The 17,959-nt window shown below is 73.3% G+C and carries 15 protein-coding genes; 10 read left to right on the top strand and 5 right to left on the bottom strand.

Annotation, left to right across the window (positions count from 1 at the left end; all coding sequences use genetic code 11):
* Positions 1–198: 198 nt before the first annotated feature.
* On the top strand, positions 199–1,767 hold the full coding sequence (locus ACMA1D_RS17750) for a methyltransferase (RefSeq protein ID WP_414724967.1): 1,569 nt from the start codon (positions 199–201) through the stop codon (positions 1,765–1,767).
* Positions 1,768–2,757: 990 nt separating this feature from the next.
* Here ACMA1D_RS17750 and ACMA1D_RS17745 read toward each other — a convergent pair.
* Positions 2,758–3,174 carry a nuclear transport factor 2 family protein gene (locus ACMA1D_RS17745; RefSeq protein ID WP_414724966.1) on the bottom strand — a complete coding sequence of 139 codons (417 nt, stop codon included), beginning with the start codon at positions 3,172–3,174 and terminating at the stop codon, positions 2,758–2,760.
* Between the two features lie 336 nt (positions 3,175–3,510).
* On the opposite strand from ACMA1D_RS17745, the gene ACMA1D_RS17740 reads away from it, so the two are divergent.
* Complete coding sequence (locus ACMA1D_RS17740) at positions 3,511–4,164, top strand: TetR/AcrR family transcriptional regulator (RefSeq protein WP_414724965.1); 654 nt, start codon at positions 3,511–3,513, stop codon at positions 4,162–4,164.
* Between the two features lie 193 nt (positions 4,165–4,357).
* On the opposite strand, the gene ACMA1D_RS17735 is transcribed toward ACMA1D_RS17740, so the two are convergent.
* On the bottom strand, positions 4,358–5,425 hold the full coding sequence (locus ACMA1D_RS17735) for a zinc-binding dehydrogenase (protein ID WP_414724964.1): 1,068 nt from the start codon (positions 5,423–5,425) through the stop codon (positions 4,358–4,360).
* A 121-nt stretch (positions 5,426–5,546) separates the two neighbouring features.
* Here ACMA1D_RS17735 and ACMA1D_RS17730 point away from each other — a divergent pair, with 121 nt between their 5' ends.
* A complete protein-coding gene (locus ACMA1D_RS17730; RefSeq protein ID WP_414724963.1) occupies positions 5,547–6,230 on the top strand; it encodes a TetR/AcrR family transcriptional regulator in 684 nt (227 codons plus the stop codon).
* Between the two features lie 339 nt (positions 6,231–6,569).
* Here the strand turns inward: ACMA1D_RS17730 and ACMA1D_RS17725 are convergent, their stop codons facing one another.
* On the bottom strand, positions 6,570–7,517 hold the full coding sequence (locus ACMA1D_RS17725) for an RNA polymerase sigma factor SigF (RefSeq protein WP_414724962.1): 948 nt from the start codon (positions 7,515–7,517) through the stop codon (positions 6,570–6,572).
* 252 nt (positions 7,518–7,769) lie between these two features.
* Between ACMA1D_RS17725 and ACMA1D_RS17720 the strand changes: the two genes are divergently transcribed.
* A complete protein-coding gene (locus ACMA1D_RS17720; RefSeq protein ID WP_414724961.1) occupies positions 7,770–8,138 on the top strand; it encodes an STAS domain-containing protein in 369 nt (122 codons plus the stop codon).
* 171 nt (positions 8,139–8,309) lie between these two features.
* Positions 8,310–8,795 (top strand): ATP-binding protein, encoded by a 486-nt coding sequence (locus ACMA1D_RS17715; protein WP_414724960.1) that lies wholly within the window; start codon positions 8,310–8,312, stop codon positions 8,793–8,795.
* A gap of 405 nt (positions 8,796–9,200) precedes the next feature.
* Here the strand turns inward: ACMA1D_RS17715 and ACMA1D_RS17710 are convergent, their stop codons facing one another.
* Complete coding sequence (locus ACMA1D_RS17710; protein ID WP_414724959.1) at positions 9,201–10,733, bottom strand: peptide MFS transporter; 1,533 nt, start codon at positions 10,731–10,733, stop codon at positions 9,201–9,203.
* 778 nt (positions 10,734–11,511) lie between these two features.
* On the opposite strand from ACMA1D_RS17710, the gene ACMA1D_RS17705 reads away from it, so the two are divergent.
* The gene (locus ACMA1D_RS17705) at positions 11,512–12,192 is read left to right on the top strand and encodes a response regulator transcription factor (protein WP_176161976.1); all 681 of its coding nucleotides are present in this window, start codon (positions 11,512–11,514) and stop codon (positions 12,190–12,192) included.
* 208 nt (positions 12,193–12,400) lie between these two features.
* A complete protein-coding gene (locus ACMA1D_RS17700; RefSeq protein ID WP_414724958.1) occupies positions 12,401–13,657 on the top strand; it encodes an ATP-binding protein in 1,257 nt (418 codons plus the stop codon).
* Positions 13,658–13,829: 172 nt separating this feature from the next.
* Here ACMA1D_RS17700 and ACMA1D_RS17695 read toward each other — a convergent pair whose 3' ends face one another.
* A complete protein-coding gene (locus tag ACMA1D_RS17695) occupies positions 13,830–14,345 on the bottom strand; it encodes a GtrA family protein (protein WP_414724957.1) in 516 nt (171 codons plus the stop codon).
* 182 nt (positions 14,346–14,527) lie between these two features.
* Here ACMA1D_RS17695 and ACMA1D_RS17690 point away from each other — a divergent pair, with 182 nt between their 5' ends.
* The 3 genes from ACMA1D_RS17690 to ACMA1D_RS17680 all read left to right on the top strand — a co-directional run bounded on the left by ACMA1D_RS17690 (position 14,528) and on the right by ACMA1D_RS17680 (position 17,752).
* Positions 14,528–15,676: a 5-(carboxyamino)imidazole ribonucleotide synthase gene (locus ACMA1D_RS17690; protein WP_414724956.1), complete on the top strand. Its 1,149-nt coding sequence runs from the start codon at positions 14,528–14,530 to the stop codon at positions 15,674–15,676.
* Positions 15,673–16,197, top strand: coding sequence for a 5-(carboxyamino)imidazole ribonucleotide mutase (gene purE / locus ACMA1D_RS17685; protein WP_414724955.1), 525 nt, complete (start codon positions 15,673–15,675; stop codon positions 16,195–16,197). Before ACMA1D_RS17690 ends, purE begins: the two co-directional genes overlap by 4 nt.
* A 367-nt stretch (positions 16,198–16,564) precedes the next feature.
* Positions 16,565–17,752 carry a dipeptidase gene (locus tag ACMA1D_RS17680; RefSeq protein WP_414725055.1) on the top strand — a complete coding sequence of 396 codons (1,188 nt, stop codon included), beginning with the start codon at positions 16,565–16,567 and terminating at the stop codon, positions 17,750–17,752.
* Positions 17,753–17,959: the final 207 nt, after the last annotated feature.

Raw genomic sequence — 17,959 nt, 5'->3', positions numbered from 1 at the left:
CGGCTGCTGCGGTCACGGCCCGTGGCCCGTACCAGCCGGCGGCCACGGGGCGGGGCCCGGCGGGCGCCGGGGCGGGTTTGGCGTACGCCGTCTGACCTGGTCGTACGGTGGCCGTACGGCCACTGTCAGTGGCCCGTGGGATGGTGTCCCCAGTGCGTCGGCTCCTCGCCGTGCGCCGACCTCGCGAAGCTGGAAGAGATGCACACCGCCGATCCCGCCCCCGACCCCCGCCCCGACCCGGCCGCCGGTAGCGACCCCGCCGGCAGCAGCCGCCCGGCCGGTACCGCGCGCCCGGCCACCGGGGCGGGCCGCCGGCCCACCACCGCGGGCGCGCCCCTCGCGGAGCGGGCCCGCCCGGAGCAGGGCCGCGCGCAGGACGCCGCCGCGCCGGCCGTAGCGCCCGCCGTTCCCAGGACTCCTGCCGTTCCCGGGGCTTCCGCCACCCCGCCGGCCCCGGCCGCGTCGGCTCCGACCGCCCCGGCCGCATCGCCTTCCGCCGCCCCCGCCGCGGCCCACCCGCGCCTCACCTGGACCGAGGACGGGACGTCGTACGAGGCGCGGTGGCGATCGGAGAGTGGCGTGCCGGTGCCCCGGCGGGTGGCGATCGGCGACGACAGGATGACGGCGGACGCGGCGTACAAGCTGGTCTGCGAGGGCACGGCGGTGCTCTGGCGCGGGGACTACCACCAGGCGCGGCAGCTCCTCCAGGCGCTGGCCCGGCGCGCCGACCGCAGCGCGGACCGCAAGCGCCCCGCCCGCAGACGACGCGGCGGCACGGGCGCACCGCTCCCGGCGGACGGGGCCGCAGCGCCCGCGGGCGCGCCGGACGATTCCCCCGCCCACGCCTTCCACCTGCACCGCAAGGCGCAGGCGCAGCGCGCGCGGCTGCTCGGCATGGTGCTGGTCCCGGTCGAGCCCGGGCCGGAGCCGGCGGCCGGTCCCCGCATCCCCCTGCGCCGGGCCCCGGACGTGGCCGCGGCCTGCCGGGAGGCGTGGGGCGCGGACGCCGCGGCCGAACCGGCGGTGATCTCGCTGCGCGAACTCCTCGGCCTCGTCGGCGCACACGAGTGGCGCCGCAAGGGCGTGCCGATCGACGCGCTCGGCGGGGACCTCGTGCACCCGTACTACGGGGTGTTCTCGCCGATCAGGGGCGAGTACGTGGACCTGGTGGCGCAGGCGCCGCTGCCCGCCGGCGCCGCCGACCTGGCCTTCGACATCGGCACCGGCACCGGCGTGCTGGCCGCCGTGCTCGCCCGACGCGGCGTGCGGCGCGTGGTCGGCACGGACCAGGACCCGCGCGCGCTCGCCTGCGCGCGCGAGAACGCGGCTGCACTCGGCGTCGCGCAGCAGGTGGAGGTGGTCGCAGCCGACCTCTTCCCACCCGGCCGGGCGCCGCTCGTGGTGTGCAACCCGCCGTGGGTGCCGGCCAAGCCCACCTCACCGGTGGAGTACGCGGTGTACGACCCGGACAGCCGCATGTTGCGCGGCTACCTCAGTGGCCTCGCCGCCCATCTGACACCGGCGGGGGAGGGCTGGCTGATCCTCTCCGACCTGGCCGAACACCTCGGCCTGCGCACCAGGGCCGAGCTGCTCGACCTCATCGCGGCGGCCGGACTGCGCATCGTCGACCGCCTGGACGTCCGCCCCCGGCACGGCCGCGCCACCGACCGGACGGACCCGCTGCACGCGGCCCGGGCGGCGGAAGTGACCTCGCTGTGGCGACTGACCGCGATACCGGGGCAGGAGCGGACGCCCGCGGCGCAGTAGCCCACCGACCCCCGGCCCCCGCCCGTGCTCGGGCCCGGCACCGTCGCCCGCGCGCCGGTGCGGAGCCACGTACGGGCAGGCGGCGCGAGGCCGCCCACGGGCAGGGAGCCGCCTGCGGGCGGAAGCAACCTGCGGCGGAGGACGGAGCCGCCCACGGGCAGGAAGCAGCCCGCGGCGGAGGGGCGGGGGCGCTCCCGGGCCCGGCCGCACGCTCCACTCGGCCGCATGTTCCGCCCGCCCGGACGCGCTGCCCAGCCGCCGCCGAGCCACTGGCCGCGCAGGTACGCCTCCGCCGTGGCCACCAGGTTCAGCCGGTCCAGCGGCACCGGGCGCCAGGTGTCCGCGTCGAGCGTGGTCTCGGTCAGCCGCACCGGCACCCCGAACCGCTTGAACGCCTCGTCGTCGTAGTGCACCTGCGCCTCGTCCGCCACGGCCGTACCCCCTCCACTCCCCGCGCCACCCGCCCCGCGACCTGGCGGCGCGCGCCGTACCGGCGCGACCGCCCCCTGTACGGCCGCGCCTTCGCGCAGTCTGTCCGCACGCCGCCGGCTCGTCCCCGGACTTGAGGAAGATCTGCGGTACGGCCAGTGAATCGGCGCCCGGCCGAGCGGCAGACGGCCCAGGCGATCCGGTCGGCCGACAGCCGAGCCCCAGCGGCGGGGCCGAAGAGCGGCGGGATCGAAGAACAACGGCGCCGCAGAGCGGCGGCCTTCGGCAGCGGGCGTGAGGGTCGACGGGAGCGGGGCGCCGGGGAAATGGGGTGAGCATCGCGTCCGCAGTTGCCACGATGTTCCCCATGGACCTGGGGAACCCCGACGGGCTGGTGGTCCGACGCGCGCACGCTACGGACTGGGCCGCGCTGGTCAGGACCGACTCCGTGGCGGCAACGGGCGACGGCGAACGGGCCGTCAGCATCCGGCGGGTGCGCGGCGTCGGCCCCCGCCGGGGCCCGGCACGCAGCCGGACCCGCCCCGGCCCCCCGTCGACGACTCAGCCCACGAGCTGCCGCTCGGACTCCGCGATGGCCAGGTCGTTGATGCTCGCGTAGCGCCGCTGCATCAGGCCGTCCGGGGCGAACTCCCACTGCTCGTTGCCGTAGCTGCGCCACCACTGGCCGCCGTCGTCGTGCCACTCGTAGGTGAAACGTACGGAGATCCGGTTGCCGGTGTACGCCCACAGCTCCTTGCGCAGTCGGTACGCGTGCTCGCGCTGCCACTTCTCGGTCAGAAAGGCGCGGATCTGGTCTCGTCCGCGTAGGAAGACGTCCCGGTTCCGCCACTCGGAGTCCTCCGTGTACGCCAGCGCCACCCGCTCGGGGTCGCGCGAGTTCCAGGCGTCCTCGGCGTTCTGCACCTTGCGGCGCGCGGTCTCCTCGGTGAACGGGGGCAGTGGGGGCAAGGGGGACATGGGTCGCTCCTCCATCGGGACGTGCGTGCCGGGGCATGCGTGCCGCACGCCCCGGCGTGACCAGGACGTGCGCCGGAGAACGAGCGTTCTCCGGGCCTGCCGGGTACGGTAGGAGAACCATCGTTCTCCACGCAAGTGCCGCCGCCCGAACGGGCCCACGGCCGGTGCGCTCCCACGGCGGTGCGGTTCCCACCGCGTTGCCGCTCCCGCGGCGCTGCGGCTCCCGCGACGACCAGGCGGCAACGGGGTGGGCGGCAGCGGCAGCGGCAGCGACGGTGGCGGCAGTGGTGCCGGTGTGTCGATCGATGAGCGAAGCAGAAGTGAGGCGGGTGCGGGATGGCGGCGAGTGCGGCGGCCGACGAACAGGTCCGGGTACGTGTCCTGGACGCGGCCGAGGGGCTGTTCTACGCCCGGGGCGTGCGGGCGGTGGGCATGGACGCGGTACGCGGCGCCGCCGGTGTCTCCCTCAAGCGCCTCTACCAGCTCTTCCCGGCCAAGGAGCGGCTGGTGGAGGAGTTCCTGCGGCGCCGCGACCAGTCCTGGCGCGACGCCCTCACCCGCTACGCCGACGCCCGGCCCACCCCGCGCGCCCGGCTGCTCGCGGTCTTCGACTGGCTCGCCGAGTGGTTCGCCGAGCCGGGTTTCCGGGGCTGCGCCTTCATCAACTGCTACGCCGAACTCGGCGGCACCTCGCCGGCCGTCGCCGACCTGGCGCGTACCCACAAGCAGGCGGTACGGGAATACCTCGGCGAACTGACCGCGGCCCTGGAGGTCGCCGCCCCCGAGGCCCTCGCCGGCCAGTTGGCCCTCCTCGTCGAGGGCGCCACCACCACCGCGGCCCTCACCGCCTCCGCCACCCCGGCCCACGAGGCCCGCACGGCCGCCGCGGCCCTGCTCGACGCGGCACTCGACGCGACAGGGCCCCGCGCGCCCGAGGTCGGGGGAGCGGTGGGGGCGCCGGGGGGATCGGCGGCGGGGCGCCAGGGCTGACGGGTGGCGGCCGGGGCGTCGCGGCTGGACGGCCGGGTGCCCGGGGCGATGCCGGTCCCGAGGGGTGAGCTACTGGGACGCCGAGGCGCCGGGGTCGGCCCCCTGGCCCCGGCCCCGGGGGCGGGCGAGCGGCGGCCCGTACGGAACGGATACGAGTACGGATGCGAGTACAGGCCGCCCCAGCGGACCCCGCCTACCCCTCCCCACCCGCCACTTCGAGCACGGCCTTGCCCGGCACCCGGCGCTCGCTCAACTCCCGTGCCGCCTCGGTGGCGCGGCTCCAGTCGCCGCGCCAGGTGATCTGCGGGTCGATGGTGCCGCTGGCGAGCAGGCTGGCGAGCCAGGTCAGGTCCGCGCCGAGCCGCGCCGCGTCCTGGAGCAGGTGGAAGGAGGTCAGCGAACGGTCATGCCGGCCGAGGTGGCCGAAGAGCGCCCCGAAGGGGAAGTACTCGCCGGTGCCGGTGGCGTGCCCGATCGAGACCAGCGTCCCGTGCGGCTCCAACGAGGCGTAGGCGGAGACGAGTTGCGCACCCCCCACCATGTCGAGCACCCCGTACACCGGGCCGCTGGGCACCAGGCCGACCTCCACCCCGGGCACGACGGGCGCGCCACCGATCCCGCCGCCGGTCCCGTCGCCGCCGGCCCCGCCACCGTCGGCCCTGCCGTCGGCGTCCCCGGTCTGCTGCGTCCCGTCGGCCGCCGCCCCGACGTGGACGACCTCCGCGGCGCCGAGCGCCCGTAGCCCCTCAGCGCCGGCCGGCGTGCTGGTGGCGGCGATGACGTGGGCGCCGCCGAGCGCCGCGAGTTGTACGGCGTACCGGCCCACGCCCCCGCCCGCGCCGGTGACCAGGATCCGGCGGCCCAGGACGCTGCCGAGCCGGCGCAGCCCGCGCAGCGCCGACCCCGCGGCCACCGGGAGCGTGCTCGCCGCGGCGAGGCTCACCCCGGCCGGTACGGAACCGATCAACTCGGTGTCCACGGCGCGCAACTCGGCCCACGCGCCGCCGTCGCCGAGCGTCACCACCCGGCTGCCGACGGCGGGCCCGGTGCCGTCGGCAGCGGCCCGTACCACCGTGCCCGCCGCGTCCCAGCCCGGCACCACGCCCTGCGGGCCGCCCGGGATGACGCCGTCCACCTCGCCCCGGTTGAGGGAGAACGCGGCCACCCGCACCAGCGCCTGCCCGGGACCGGGCTCCGGGTCGGCGGTCTCGGTCAGACGCAGCCCACCCGGGGCCCCGTGGTCGATCACCCATGCGCGCATGGCTCACTCACATCCCTCGTATCGGGGGGCCGGCGGCCCCGCGCCGATAGTGCCACTGAGTGGCATAAGCGTTCAAGGGGCATTTGCCGTTGCGGTGCGGGGAGCGACGTACACTGCCCGCGTGACCCCTGCCGCCGACCACGCCGACCACGCCGACCACAAAGACCCGCAGCGCCTCCCGCTGCGCGAGCGCAAGAAGCGGCGCACCCGGCAGGCGCTGGTCGACGCGGCGCTGCGGCTCTTCACCGCGCAGGGCTTCGCCGAGACCACGCTCGACCAGCTCGTGGACGCCGTGGAGGTCTCCAAGCGGACCTTCTTCCGCACCTTCTCCGGCAAGGAGGACGTGGCACTCGCGCCCGAGAAGGAACTCTGGGACACCTACCGGCGCCGGATCGAGGCCAGCGATCTCGACGGCCCGCTGCTCACCGCCTACCAGGACGCCCTGATCGCCGCCATCGCCGACATGTCCGACGGCTGGGAGGGCCGGTTCCTGGTCAGCCGGGCCCTCGCCGACCGCACGCCGGCCCTGACCGCCCACAGCCTCCAGCACTGTGCGGAGGTGACGGACGCGGTGGTGGCCACGGTGGTCGAGCGGCTCCCCGCCGAACGCGGGATCGGCGCGCTCCCCGCCCGGCTGCTCCTCGAACTGATGGTGGCCGCCTGGCGCAACGCGCTGCGCGAGTGGTCCACCGGGGCCGGCCGCGACCCGGCGACCGTCGGCGCCGACGACCGCGAGGCGCTCCGCGCAAGCGTCCGCGCCTCCTTCGCGGCCCTCCCCGCCGTGGCCCCCCTCCTCCAGCCGTAACCCCGCCCGCCCCACACCGCCGCGGACCGCCCTCACGCCCCGGCGAACCCCGCCCGCCCCACGGCCCCTCCCGCCGTGCGCGTACGACTTGTATGCAACCGGCGTGGAACCCGCATGTACTCCGCGCACAACCCGCCCACGACCCGCGCCTCACCGCATACAACGCCCGCCACCTCGTACGCATCCCGCGCCGCGTTGCATACGACGCGGCGCCACCCACCCGTCGGGGAACGCGGGATGCAGAAAACGGAGCAGGGCCCTCCCCGTGCGCGGTACGGGATGGGCCCTGCTTCCGTGAGTGCGGGCGCGGTGCGCCCCGGCACGCCGTTCGGCGGGCGGTCACTCCTCCAGCGTCAGCCCCTTGCGGAGCTTGTTCAGCGTGCGGGAGAGCAGCCGGGAGACGTGCATCTGGGAGATGCCGAGTTCCTCGCCGATCTCCGACTGGGTCATGTTCGCCACGAACCGCAACGAGAGGATCTTGCGGTCGCGCGGCGGGAGCTCGGCGATCAACGGCTTGAGCGACTCGACGTACTCGATGCCTTCGAGCCCGTGGTCCTCGTAGCCGATCCGGTCGGCCAGCGCGCCCTCGCTGTCGTCCTCCTCCGGCTGGGCGTCCAGCGAGCTCGCGGTGTACGCGTTGCTCGCGGCCATGCCCTCGATGACCTCTTCGTTGCTGAGGTCGAGACGCTCGGCGAGTTCGCTGACGGTGGGCGCGCGGTCGAGCTTCTGCGCGAGCTCGTCGCCGGCCTTGGCCAGGTCGAGCCGGAGTTCCTGGAGCCGCCGCGGGACCCGCACCGACCAACTGGTGTCCCGGAAGAAGCGCTTGATCTCGCCGATGATGGTCGGCATCGCGAAGGTGGGGAACTCCACGCCGCGGCTGAGTTCGAACCGGTCGATGGCCTTGATCAGGCCGATGGTGCCCACCTGGATGATGTCCTCCATCGGCTCGCTGCGGGAGCGGAACCGGGAGGCGGCGAACTTGACCAGGGCCAGGTTCAGCTCGACCAGGGTGTTGCGGACGTACGCGTATGCGTGGGTGCCTTCCTCAAGCGACTCCAGGCGCTCGAAGAGGGTCTTGGACAGGGCCCTCGCGTCGACCGGGCCGACCTCGTCGAAGGGCGGGATCTCGGGCAGGTCGTCGAAGTAGTCGGCGGGAGCCGGCTCCTGCGGGGCGGCGTGAGCCGGGAGGTCCGCAGACGGCGCCAGCTCGTCCTGCAGGGGCGAGGGTGTCGACGAGGCGGGGTCCCGAACGTGTTCGGTGCGCGATTCGTCGAGCCGGGGTGACATGGGTGTCCTCCATCATTCTCGGCATATGGCTGCCGAAGCCGTGACGTCGTGCTGCGGTGAGCGGCGCCTCCAAAGCCGGGCCGTGTTCGGGTGTGTCCATCTACGCCTACCCGCATTGACCCGGAAGTGGCAAGTGCGTGTTGTCCGTATTTGGTGATATATGCCAGTTGTTCGGCTACCGCACACCGTATCGAAGGCGTAGGGTTCGAGGCGCGCAATCGAAAGCCACGAGACGCCAGAAGAGGTGCGTGCATGGACCCCGGGATGGTCGGCAGCACGAGCAGGGGCCGACTGCGAGTCGAGGTACGGCACCAGGGAGCGAGCGCGGTGGTGACGCCGGCGGGTGAGCTCGACCACCACACCGCCGAGCTGTTGCGCGAGCCACTGGAGCAGTGCGTCACCGACGGGCGCTCCCGGCTGGTCGTCGACTGCTCGCGGCTGGAGTTCTGTGATTCCACGGGCCTGAACGTGCTGCTCGGTGCCCGGCTGAAGGCCGAGGCCGCAGGGGGTGGGGTCCATCTCGCTGGCATGCTCCCCGTCGTGGCCCGGGTCTTCGAGATCACCGGCGCCGATGCCGTCTTTACCGTGCACGACACCCTGGACGCGGCACTCATCGAGTGATGCGGGCCTGGTCTGTCGTGTGCGCTTCCTGCATGCGTTACTTGAGTCACACGGCCCGGGTCAAAGAAGTGGGTGTTCTCACGCCGCGCCCGGGCAGGAGACAGCTAAATCTGCTCGACGTGACAGGCAGCCCCTGTCCCTGAATCGGTGAATCGGTGAGGTGAAGCGCTGATGAGCACCGCGCGGCCGTACTCGCCGGGTGACCGCGGGCCGGAGGCTGATGCCTCCGCTCCGGCCCGCCCGTCGCACGGGCAGATCCGCCGACTCACCCTGATAGACGCCAGCGGCGCCGTGCCGCGCGCCCGCGACTTCGCGCGCGAGGCGCTGCGCGACTGGGGCTGGCTGCCCGCCTCGACGGCGGACCAGCGCGCCGCCGCCGAAGACGTCCTGCTGGTCGTTTCGGAGCTGGTCACCAATGCCTGCCTGCACGCCGACGGGCCCGAAGAGCTGCGGGTGAGCTGCGGCGACAAGTCGCTCCGGCTTGAGGTCCGGGACCGGGGAGCGGGCACCCCCGCGCCCCGCACACCGCACCGCGCCGGCCGCCCCGGCGGCCATGGGATGTTCATCGTGCAGCGCCTCTGCCTCGACTGGGGTGTCATACGGAACGCTGACGGTGCCGGAAAAACGGTCTGGGCGGAACTCGCCGCGCCAGGCTGACCCACCCGGTTCGCCCACTCCGCCGCAGTTCCACCACGCTCCGCGCCTCCTCCCACCACGCCACCCCCCACCGCCGCCCTCCGGGGCCAACCCCCGCACGCCTGCCCCTCGTGCGCGCCCGCACGCCTGCCCCTCGTGCGCGCCCGCACGCCTGCTCACCCTGCGCGCCCACGCGCCCCCACCACCCCGGCCCCGCAGCCCGTACGCGCCGATGGCTCGTACGGGCTGGCGAGGCCGGCTCGTACGACGATGGCTGGTACGACGTCGACCCGCGGCAGCCCCGGCCCGGCCCGGCGTCGCGGCGACCCACCCGATGGAACGCTCAGGGCCCCGACGCGGTGCGTCGGGGCCCTGAGCTCGGTCAGTGTGGCGGCCCTGCCGGGGGCGGGGCGGCCGGTGGGGGTGTCAGTGCACCTCGCCCATCATCTTCATGACCTTCTTGCGGTACATCCAGATGGCGAGGCCGGCCAGCACCGCCAGGGTGGCTTCCGCGGCGACTATCCCTTCGCCGCTCAGGTCCACGCCGGCGATGGAGAGCAGCCCCGTCGTACAGTCGCCCGCGGTGGTCGAGAGGAACCAGACGCCGAGCATCTGGCTGGCGTACTTCTCCGGGGCCATCTTGGTGGTGACCGACAGGCCCACCGGTGAGAGGCACAGCTCACCCATGGTCTGGAGCATGTAGATGGAGAGCAGCCAGCCGGGGCTCACGGCCGAGCCATCGCTGTTGGCCATGCTCATCGGGATGACGAAGACGAAGAACGACGCACCCGTGAGCACCAGCGCCATGGCGAACTTCACCGTGGTGCTGGGTTCCTTGTTGCGGCGGGCCAGCGCCAGCCACATCCAGGCGAAGACCGGTGCGAGCGCCATCACCCAGGCCGAGTTGACCGACTGGAACCAGGACGACGGGAAGTGGATGCCGAACACGTTGTCCGCGGTCTTCGTCTCGGCGAAGGCCGACAGCGTCGAACCGCCCTGGTCGAAGATCATCCAGAAGACGGCGGCGGCGGCGAAGAGCCAGATGTAGCCGCTGACCTTGGTCTGTTCGAGGTCGGTCAGCTCCTTGTCCCGCTTGATCCGGGTGAGCACCGCGATCGGGATGACCAGACCCGCGATGGTGATCGGGACGAGCGCCCAGTTGAGCGTGAAGTGGCCGGTCAGGGTCACCACGGCGTAGAACGCGGCGGCGATCGACGTCCAGATCAGACCCTTCCGCAGCCAGCTCTTGCGCTCTTCGATGTTGAGCGGGGTCGGCACCTGGCTGGACAGCGGGCTCAGGTGGCGGGTGCCGATGAGGAACTGGGTCAGGCCCAGCGCCATGCCGAGCGCGGCGATGGCGAAGCCGAGGTGCCAGTTGACCTCCTGGCCCACCGTGCCGATGATCAGCGGCGCCGCGAAGCCACCCAGGTTGATGCCGATGTAGAAGATCGTGAAGCCGCCGTCGCGGCGCGGGTCCTCCGGGCCGTCGTAGAGCTGGCCCACCATCGTGGAGATGTTGGCCTTCAGCAGGCCGGAACCGAACGCGACGAGCGCCAGACCCGCGAAGAAGGGCAGTTGGCCGGGGACCGCGAGCAGCAGGTGGCCGGCCATGATGATGCTGGCCGCGATGGCCACGGTCTTCCGCGGGCCCCACACCCGGTCGCCGAACCAGCCGCCCGGCATGGCCAGCAGGTAGACCATGGCGAGGTAGACGGAGTAGATGGCGACCGCGTTGGTCTGGCTCATCTCCAGGCCGCCGCCCTGGCTGCCGTCCTTCGAGTCCGGCCCGCCGGAGATCAAGTAGAGGACGAGCAGGGCCCGCATGCCGTAGAAGCTGAAGCGCTCCCACATCTCGGTCATGAAGAGAGTGGCCAGGCCACGAGGGTGGCCGAAGAAGGTCTTGCCGCCGTCCGCAGGGGATCCCTGCTTGGCCGCGCCCTTCGTCAGGCTGGACGCCATGGTTGTTCCTTGGGGGGCTCGGGACGCGAGACCAAGACGGCTAGCCGGTATCAAGATCACGCGCCCGTTCGGGTTACCGACACCGGTGACGCGGCGTCCCAGGGGGGCGGCACCCTGGAGGGGAGCCGGGAGGACGGCCGCGCCGCCGGGCTGTGCGTCCCCGCGCGCGAGGCACGCGGCGAACTGGGCCGGCAGGTCATTCACTGTGTTCGGACGAGACTGGTGGCTCCAGCCCCACGCACAACAGAAACGCTTGGCGCGTCTTGCGATCCAAAGGTCTCAGGGCAGTGCTACAGACGTTCCGTCACCATACGCCAGACGTGGGGCACGAATGGAAGGCGTTGAGACGTAACTCACGACACATGGCAGCAACATTTTGCCGCGTATTTAGGCGGTGTCGGGGATGTGGTCACGAGTGGTTGATAAGGGTGTATCCCACCGCGAGTAGCGCCCTTCCGGCGCAGCGGGCAATTGCCCCGTACGGGCCTGTGGTTGGGCGGCGCGGGGCGCGTTCCGGCGGGGCGTGGACGGGCGCCCGCCCAGGGGCGTGGCAGCGCGTACCGGCGTGCCGACGGCGCCCGCGCGGGCCGCAGGGCGTGCTGTGGAACACAGGGTGTGCTGGGACACGTGGTGCGGTGTGGCCGGGTGGGGCGCCGGGGCGGGGATGCCCGGAGCCCGACGCGGGCCGTTGGCCGCCCGGGGCGGCCCGCCGCACGTCGGCCGAGACGGGGACGCAGGCCCCGCCCTGCGCCGGCCGGTCGCGGACTACCATTCCCGCATGACCCGAGTACTGCTCGCCGAGGATGATGCGTCCATCTCGGAGCCGCTCGCCCGCGCCCTGCGCCGCGAGGGGTACGAGGTCGAGGTGCGCCAGGACGGACCCACAGCGCTGGACGCCGGACTGCAAGGCGGTGTCGACCTCCTCGTCCTCGACCTCGGCCTGCCGGGCATGGACGGCCTTGAGGTGTGCCGCCGGCTCCGCAACGAGGGCCACGGCTTTCCGGTGCTGGTGCTCACGGCCCGCGCCGACGAGGTGGACACCGTTGTCGGCCTCGATGCCGGCGCCGACGACTATGTGACCAAGCCGTTCCGGCTCGCTGAACTGCTGGCCCGTGTCCGGGCCCTGCTGCGCCGCGGCTCGGCCGAGGCCCAGCAGCCGCAGCCGGCCACCCACGGCGTACGGATCGACGTCGAGTCGCACCGGGCCTGGATGGGCGACGAAGAGCTCCAGCTCACGGCCAAGGAGTTCGACCTGCTGCGGGTGCTGGTCCGGGACGCGGGCCGGGTCGTGACCCGCGACCAACTGATGCGCGAGGTCTGGGACACCACCTGGTGGTCGTCGACCAAGACGCTCGACATGCACATCTCCTGGCTCCGCAAGAAGCTGGGCGACGACGCCGCCAACCCGCGGTACATCGCGACGGTGCGCGGCGTGGGGTTCCGGTTCGAGAAGAGCTGAGCGAGAAACTGGGCGGGCCGCGGGGCCGGGCACCGGGTCCGACGCCGGACCCGCCCCCGCACGGGGCGCCTTGCGGGGCACCCTGCCGGGGCTGCGCCCCGAACGCCGGGCCGGAGCACCCCGGCCGGAGCGCCGCCCGCGGCACCGGCCCGCCGCACACCGGCCGGCAGGCCGTTCCGAAAGCTGACCCGAACACGGTAGTGGAGCCATGCGTCGCCGTCTGATCAACTCCACGCTCGCGGTGGTACTCGTCGTCATCGCCGTCTTCGGCGTCTCCCTGGTCATCGTCGAGACCCGCACCATCGAGAACAGCGCCCAGGAGAGCGTGGAGTCCGAGGCGCTGCGGCTGGTGAGCATCGTGGACGGGCGGCTCATCGGCGGGGAATCGGTCACGCCCAAGGTGCTCAGCGACCAGATCACCACCGACAGGTACGCGCGGATCACGGTGCCGGGGCGGCCCACGCTGGAGATCGGCGACCGCCCGTCGGGCGGCGTCATCGTGGCCGAGGAGCGCGGCGCCCAGGGCGTCACGGTCCGCGTCGAGGAGTCGCACAGCACCGTCGGCCGGGAGATCGGCCGCACCCTGTTGATCATCCTGGCGGTGGCGCTGCTGGCGATCGTGGCCGCCGTCATCCTCGCCGTACGCCAGGCGCACCGGCTGGTCGCGCCGCTGACCGACCTGGCGGAGACGGCCGAGCGGCTCGGCTCGGGAGACCCGCGCCCGCGGCACCGGCGGTACGGGGTGCCCGAGCTGGACCGGGTCGCGGACGTGCTCGACGCCAGTGCGGAGCGCATCGCGCGGATGCTCACCGCCGAGCGGCGGTTGGCCGCCGACGCCTCGCACCAGCTACGGACGCCGCTGACCGCGCTCTCCATGCGGCTCGAAGAGATCACGCTCACCGATGAGCCGGAGACGGTCAAGGAGGAGGCGACGATCGCGCTGACGCAGGTGGAGCGGTTGACGGACGTGGTGCAGCGGCTGTTGACCAACTCGCGCGACCCGCGTTCGGGCTCGGCCGTCGCCTTCGACCTGGACGAGGTCGTCAAGCAGCAGGTCGAGGAGTGGCGCCCGGCCTACCGCGGCGAGGGGCGGGCCATCGTCCGCTCCGGCAAGAACGGGCTGCGCGCGGTCGGCACCCCGGGCGCGGTCGCCCAGGTGCTGGCGACGCTGATCGAGAACTCGCTCATGCACGGCGGCGGCACGGTCGCGCTGCGCACCCGGGTCACCGGCAACCAGGCGGTGGTGGAGGTCTCCGACGACGGCCCCGGCGTCCCGCCCGACCTCGGCGCCCGGGTCTTCGAACGGACGGTCAGCGGGCGCAACTCCACCGGGCTCGGCCTCGCCGTCGCCCGGGACCTGGCCGAGGCGGACGGCGGCCGGCTGGAGCTGCTCCAGCAGCAGCCGCCCATCTTCGCCCTGTTCCTGAGCCGCGAGGCGGACGCCGCGGCCGTGGACGAGGCGTGACGGCGGGCCGCTCCGGCCGCGAGGCGTGACGGCTGCGAGGCGCGACGGCCGGGTACGGGCGGCGGGTGCGGTGCGGCCGGGCCTGAGGGAGCACGGCGGCCGGAGCGGCACGGCCCGGAGGGTGCGGCGCGGCGGGGTGTCGGGTGGAGGGGTGCGGCGGTGGCGGGCCGGGCTACTTCGTGCGGCCCGCCTGGGCCCGCTCCCGGCGCTCGGCCGTGGTGAGGAAGGACTCGGCGGTCTGCACGGCCTCGCGGGCCGGCAGCGCCCGGAACACCCAGGTCCGGTACGACCAGAAGCGGAAGAGCGTGGCGATGCCGATGCCGAGGAACTTGAAGATGTTGCTCTGGAGCGGGGTGTCCCAGTCGAAGCCGTACGTGGCGGTGTAGAGCACACCGTTCTCGATGACCAGGCCGACCGCGCTGAACAGCAGGAACAGGCTCATTTCCTTGGCCCGGCCGCTCTTGTCGCGGTCCCGGTAGGTGAAGTACCGGAAACCGACGTAGTTGAAGGCGATGGCGACGACCGTCGCGAGGATGCTCGCCCGCACCACCGGCAGCTCGGTGGTCTGCCGGACCAGGTTGAAGACCGCGAGGTTGACGAGGAGGCCCGCACCGCCCACGGCACCGAACTTCGCGACTTCGCGCGTGAGCAGTTCCAGCCGCATACGCAGCGCGCGCCGTTCACTCATAGTGATCGTCATACTCCGTATCGCGGTCGCCAGCATTACTCCAACTGCTTCATGCTAACCAGCCGCCGCACGGCGTGCGCCGCGATGTTGGGGATCGTTGGTGGATCATCGAGCGAACCGGACATGGATGATCCTACGAGGGCAAACGGGGGTCTGCCGGCCGATACGGCTACCCTGGGTGGGTGACGTTCCCTGTGATTGGCATGGTCGGCGGCGGCCAGCTCGCACGTATGACGCACGAGGCGGGCATCCCCCTCGGCGTGAAGTTCAAGCTTCTCAGCGACACCCCGACGGACTCCGCGGCGCAGGTCGTGGGGGAGGTGGTGGTCGGCGACTACCGCGACCTCGACACCCTTCGTAGTTTCGCACAAGGGTGTGACGTGATCACCTTCGATCACGAGCACGTGCCGACCGAACACCTGCTGGCCCTGGAGGCCGACGGCATCCCCGTACGACCCGGTCCGCGCGCGCTGGTGCACGCCCAGGACAAGGGGGTGATGCGCGCCAAGCTGACGGAGATCGGCGCCCCGTGCCCGCGGCACCGGATCGTCGCCGACCCGGCCGACGTCGCCCGCTTCGCCGCCGAGGGCGACGGCTTCCCGGTCGTCCTGAAGACGGTGCGCGGCGGGTACGACGGCAAGGGTGTGTGGGTCGTCCGCAGCGAGGCGGAGGCCGCCGAGCCGTTCCGGGCCGGCGTGCCGGTGCTGGCCGAGGAGAAGGTCGCCTTCGTGCGCGAGCTCGCGGCCAACGTGGTCCGCTCCCCGCACGGCCAGGCCGTGGCGTACCCGGTGGTCGAGTCGATCCAGGTGGACGGCGTGTGCGACACGGTGATCGCGCCGGCCCCCGAGCTCGACCCGGAGCTGTCCACGCACGCGCAGCAGCTCGCGCTGCGGATCGCCGCCGAGCTGGACGTGGTCGGGCACCTGGCCGTCGAGCTCTTCGAGGTGGCCGGCCCCGACGGGCCCGTGGTGCTGGTCAACGAGCTGGCGATGCGCCCGCACAACTCGGGCCACTGGACCCAGGACGGCGCCGTCACCTCGCAGTTCGCCAACCACGTACGGGCCGTGCTCGACCTGCCGCTCGGCGACCCGCGCCCGCGCGCCCGCTGGACCGTGATGGCCAATGTGCTGGGCGGCGACTACCCCGACATGTACGGCGCCTACCTGCACTGCATGGCGCGCGACCCTGGTCTGAAGATCCATATGTACGGTAAGGATGTGAAGCCCGGCCGGAAGGTCGGCCACGTCAATACCTACGGCGACGAGTTGGCCGACGTGCGCGAGCGCGCGAGCCACGCCGCCGGCTACCTGCGAGGAACGATCACGGAATGACTGCGCCGCTCTTGGGGATCGTCATGGGGTCCGACTCCGACTGGCCCGTGATGGAGGCCGCCGCCAAGGCCCTGGACGAGTTCGAGATCGGCTACGAGGTCGATGTCGTCTCCGCCCACCGGATGCCGCGCGAGATGATCGCGTACGGCGAGCGGGCCGCGGACCGCGGACTGAAGGCGATCATCGCCGGCGCGGGCGGCGCGGCCCACCTGCCCGGCATGTTGGCCTCGGTGACGCCGCTGCCGGTCATCGGGGTGCCGGTGCCGCTGAAGTACCTGGACGGGATGGACTCGCTGCTGTCCATCGTGCAGATGCCGGCGGGCGTGCCGGTCGCCACCGTCTCGATCGGCGGCGCCCGCAACGCCGGGCTGCTCGCGGCCCGGATGCTCGCCGCGCACGACCCCGAACTGCTCGCCCGGATGCGCCACTTCCAGGAGGACCTGAACGACCAGGCCACCGAGAAGGGCAAGCGCCTGCGGGCCAAGGTGGAGGGCTCGGGCAGCTTCGGCTTCGCCAAGTAGTTTCGCCGTGCGACGCGTCGCGTGGTCCGTCGCGCATTCCGCCCGGCACCCCGCGCCGCGTACGCGCATCCCGTACGGGCCAAGCCGGCCCCGCGCCCCGTACACGCAGCTCCGTACGCACGACCCGCGGCCCTCGCGTACGTGCCACGCGGCACCCCATCCGTACGCCCCCGGCCCCACCCGCCACGGGCAGGTCGGGCCGGGCCCGGGGCGGGGTCGTCTAGCGTGGGGGCGTGGCGGGGGCCCAACCCCGCGACGACGACGTTGGTCAGCAACGATGGGGATGTGAGTGACCGTGGCACCTGAATCCGCCGGCACTGGGCCGCAGTCCGAATCGGGTCCTGCGGTCCTCGCGCCCGATCCGGAACTGCTCGCCAGGGCGCGCGCCCTGCTCGCGGAGCACCCGGTGGTCGACGGGCACAACGACCTGCCGTGGGCGCTGCGCCAGGTCGGCTACGACCTCGATGCGCGTGACCTCTCCCGCGACCTGAGTGAGCACCAGCACACCGACATCCCGCGGCTGCGGGCCGGTGGCCTCGGTGCCCAGTTCTGGTCGGTGTTCGTGCGCTCCGACTTCGCGGGCGACACCGCCGTCAGCGCCACGCTGGAACAGATCGACGTGGTCCGCCGCTTCGTCGACCGCTACCCCGACGACCTGCGGCTCGCGCTCACCGCCGACGACATGGAGACGGCCAGGGCACAGGGCCGGATCGCCTCGCTGATGGGCGCCGAGGGCGGTCACTCCATCGACTGTTCGCTGGGCGCGCTGCGCGGCCTGTACGCGCTGGGCGTGCGGTACATGACGCTCACCCACAACGACAACGTGCCGTGGGCGGACTCGGCCACCGACGACCCGGGCGTGGGCGGCCTCAGCCCCTTCGGGCACGAGGTGGTGCGCGAGATGAACCGGCTCGGCATGTTGGTCGACCTCTCGCACGTGGCGCCGTCGACGATGCGGCACGCGCTGGACACCAGCGAGGCCCCGGTGATCTTCTCGCACTCCTCGGCCCGCGCGGTCTGCGACCACGTCCGCAACGTCCCCGACGACGTGCTGGAGCGGCTGGCCGGCAACGGCGGCATCGCGATGGCCACCTTCGTACCGAAGTTCATCCTGCCCGAGGCCATCGAATGGACCCTGGCGGCCGACGCCAACATGCAGGCCAACGGCCTGCACCCGCTGGACACCTCGGCCGCGGGGATGCGGGTGCAGCGGGCGTTCGAGGAGGCCAACCCGCGCCCGCTGGCCACCGCCAAGACGGTGGCCGACCACCTGGACCACATGCGGGAGGTCGCGGGCGTCGACCACATCGGCGTCGGCGGCGACTACGACGGCACCGCCTTCACCCCCGCCGACCTCGCCGACGTCTCCGGCTACCCCACGCTCATCGCCGAACTGCTCGACCGGCGCTGGTCAAAGGCCGATCTGTCCAAACTGACCTGGGGCAACGCGGTACGGACGCTGCGCGCAGCGGAGGACGTCGCCCGCGACCTCCAGACCCGCAGGGGCCCGTCCATCGCCACCATCGCCGACCTGGACGGGGCGGACCCGCGCTAGCCCGGCGGCCGGGGGCCCGCGAACCCGTACCCGTACCCGGCCGCCCGTCGTACCCCGGTACTACGCCCGCCCGCCGCCTCCCGACCGCGGTCTGACGAGCGGCGCCGCCCCGCTGCCTAGCGTCGGGTGCGGGCCGCGGGAAACCCGTGGCCGCGCGGTGGGGCCGGGGCCCGGCCGCGCGCGGCGGACCCGCCGCCGGCCGCGGGC

The organism is Streptomyces sp. 796.1 (assembly GCF_047525675.1).
GTDB lineage: Bacteria > Actinomycetota > Actinomycetes > Streptomycetales > Streptomycetaceae > Streptomyces.
This window is presented reverse-complemented; position numbering and strand designations above follow the sequence as displayed.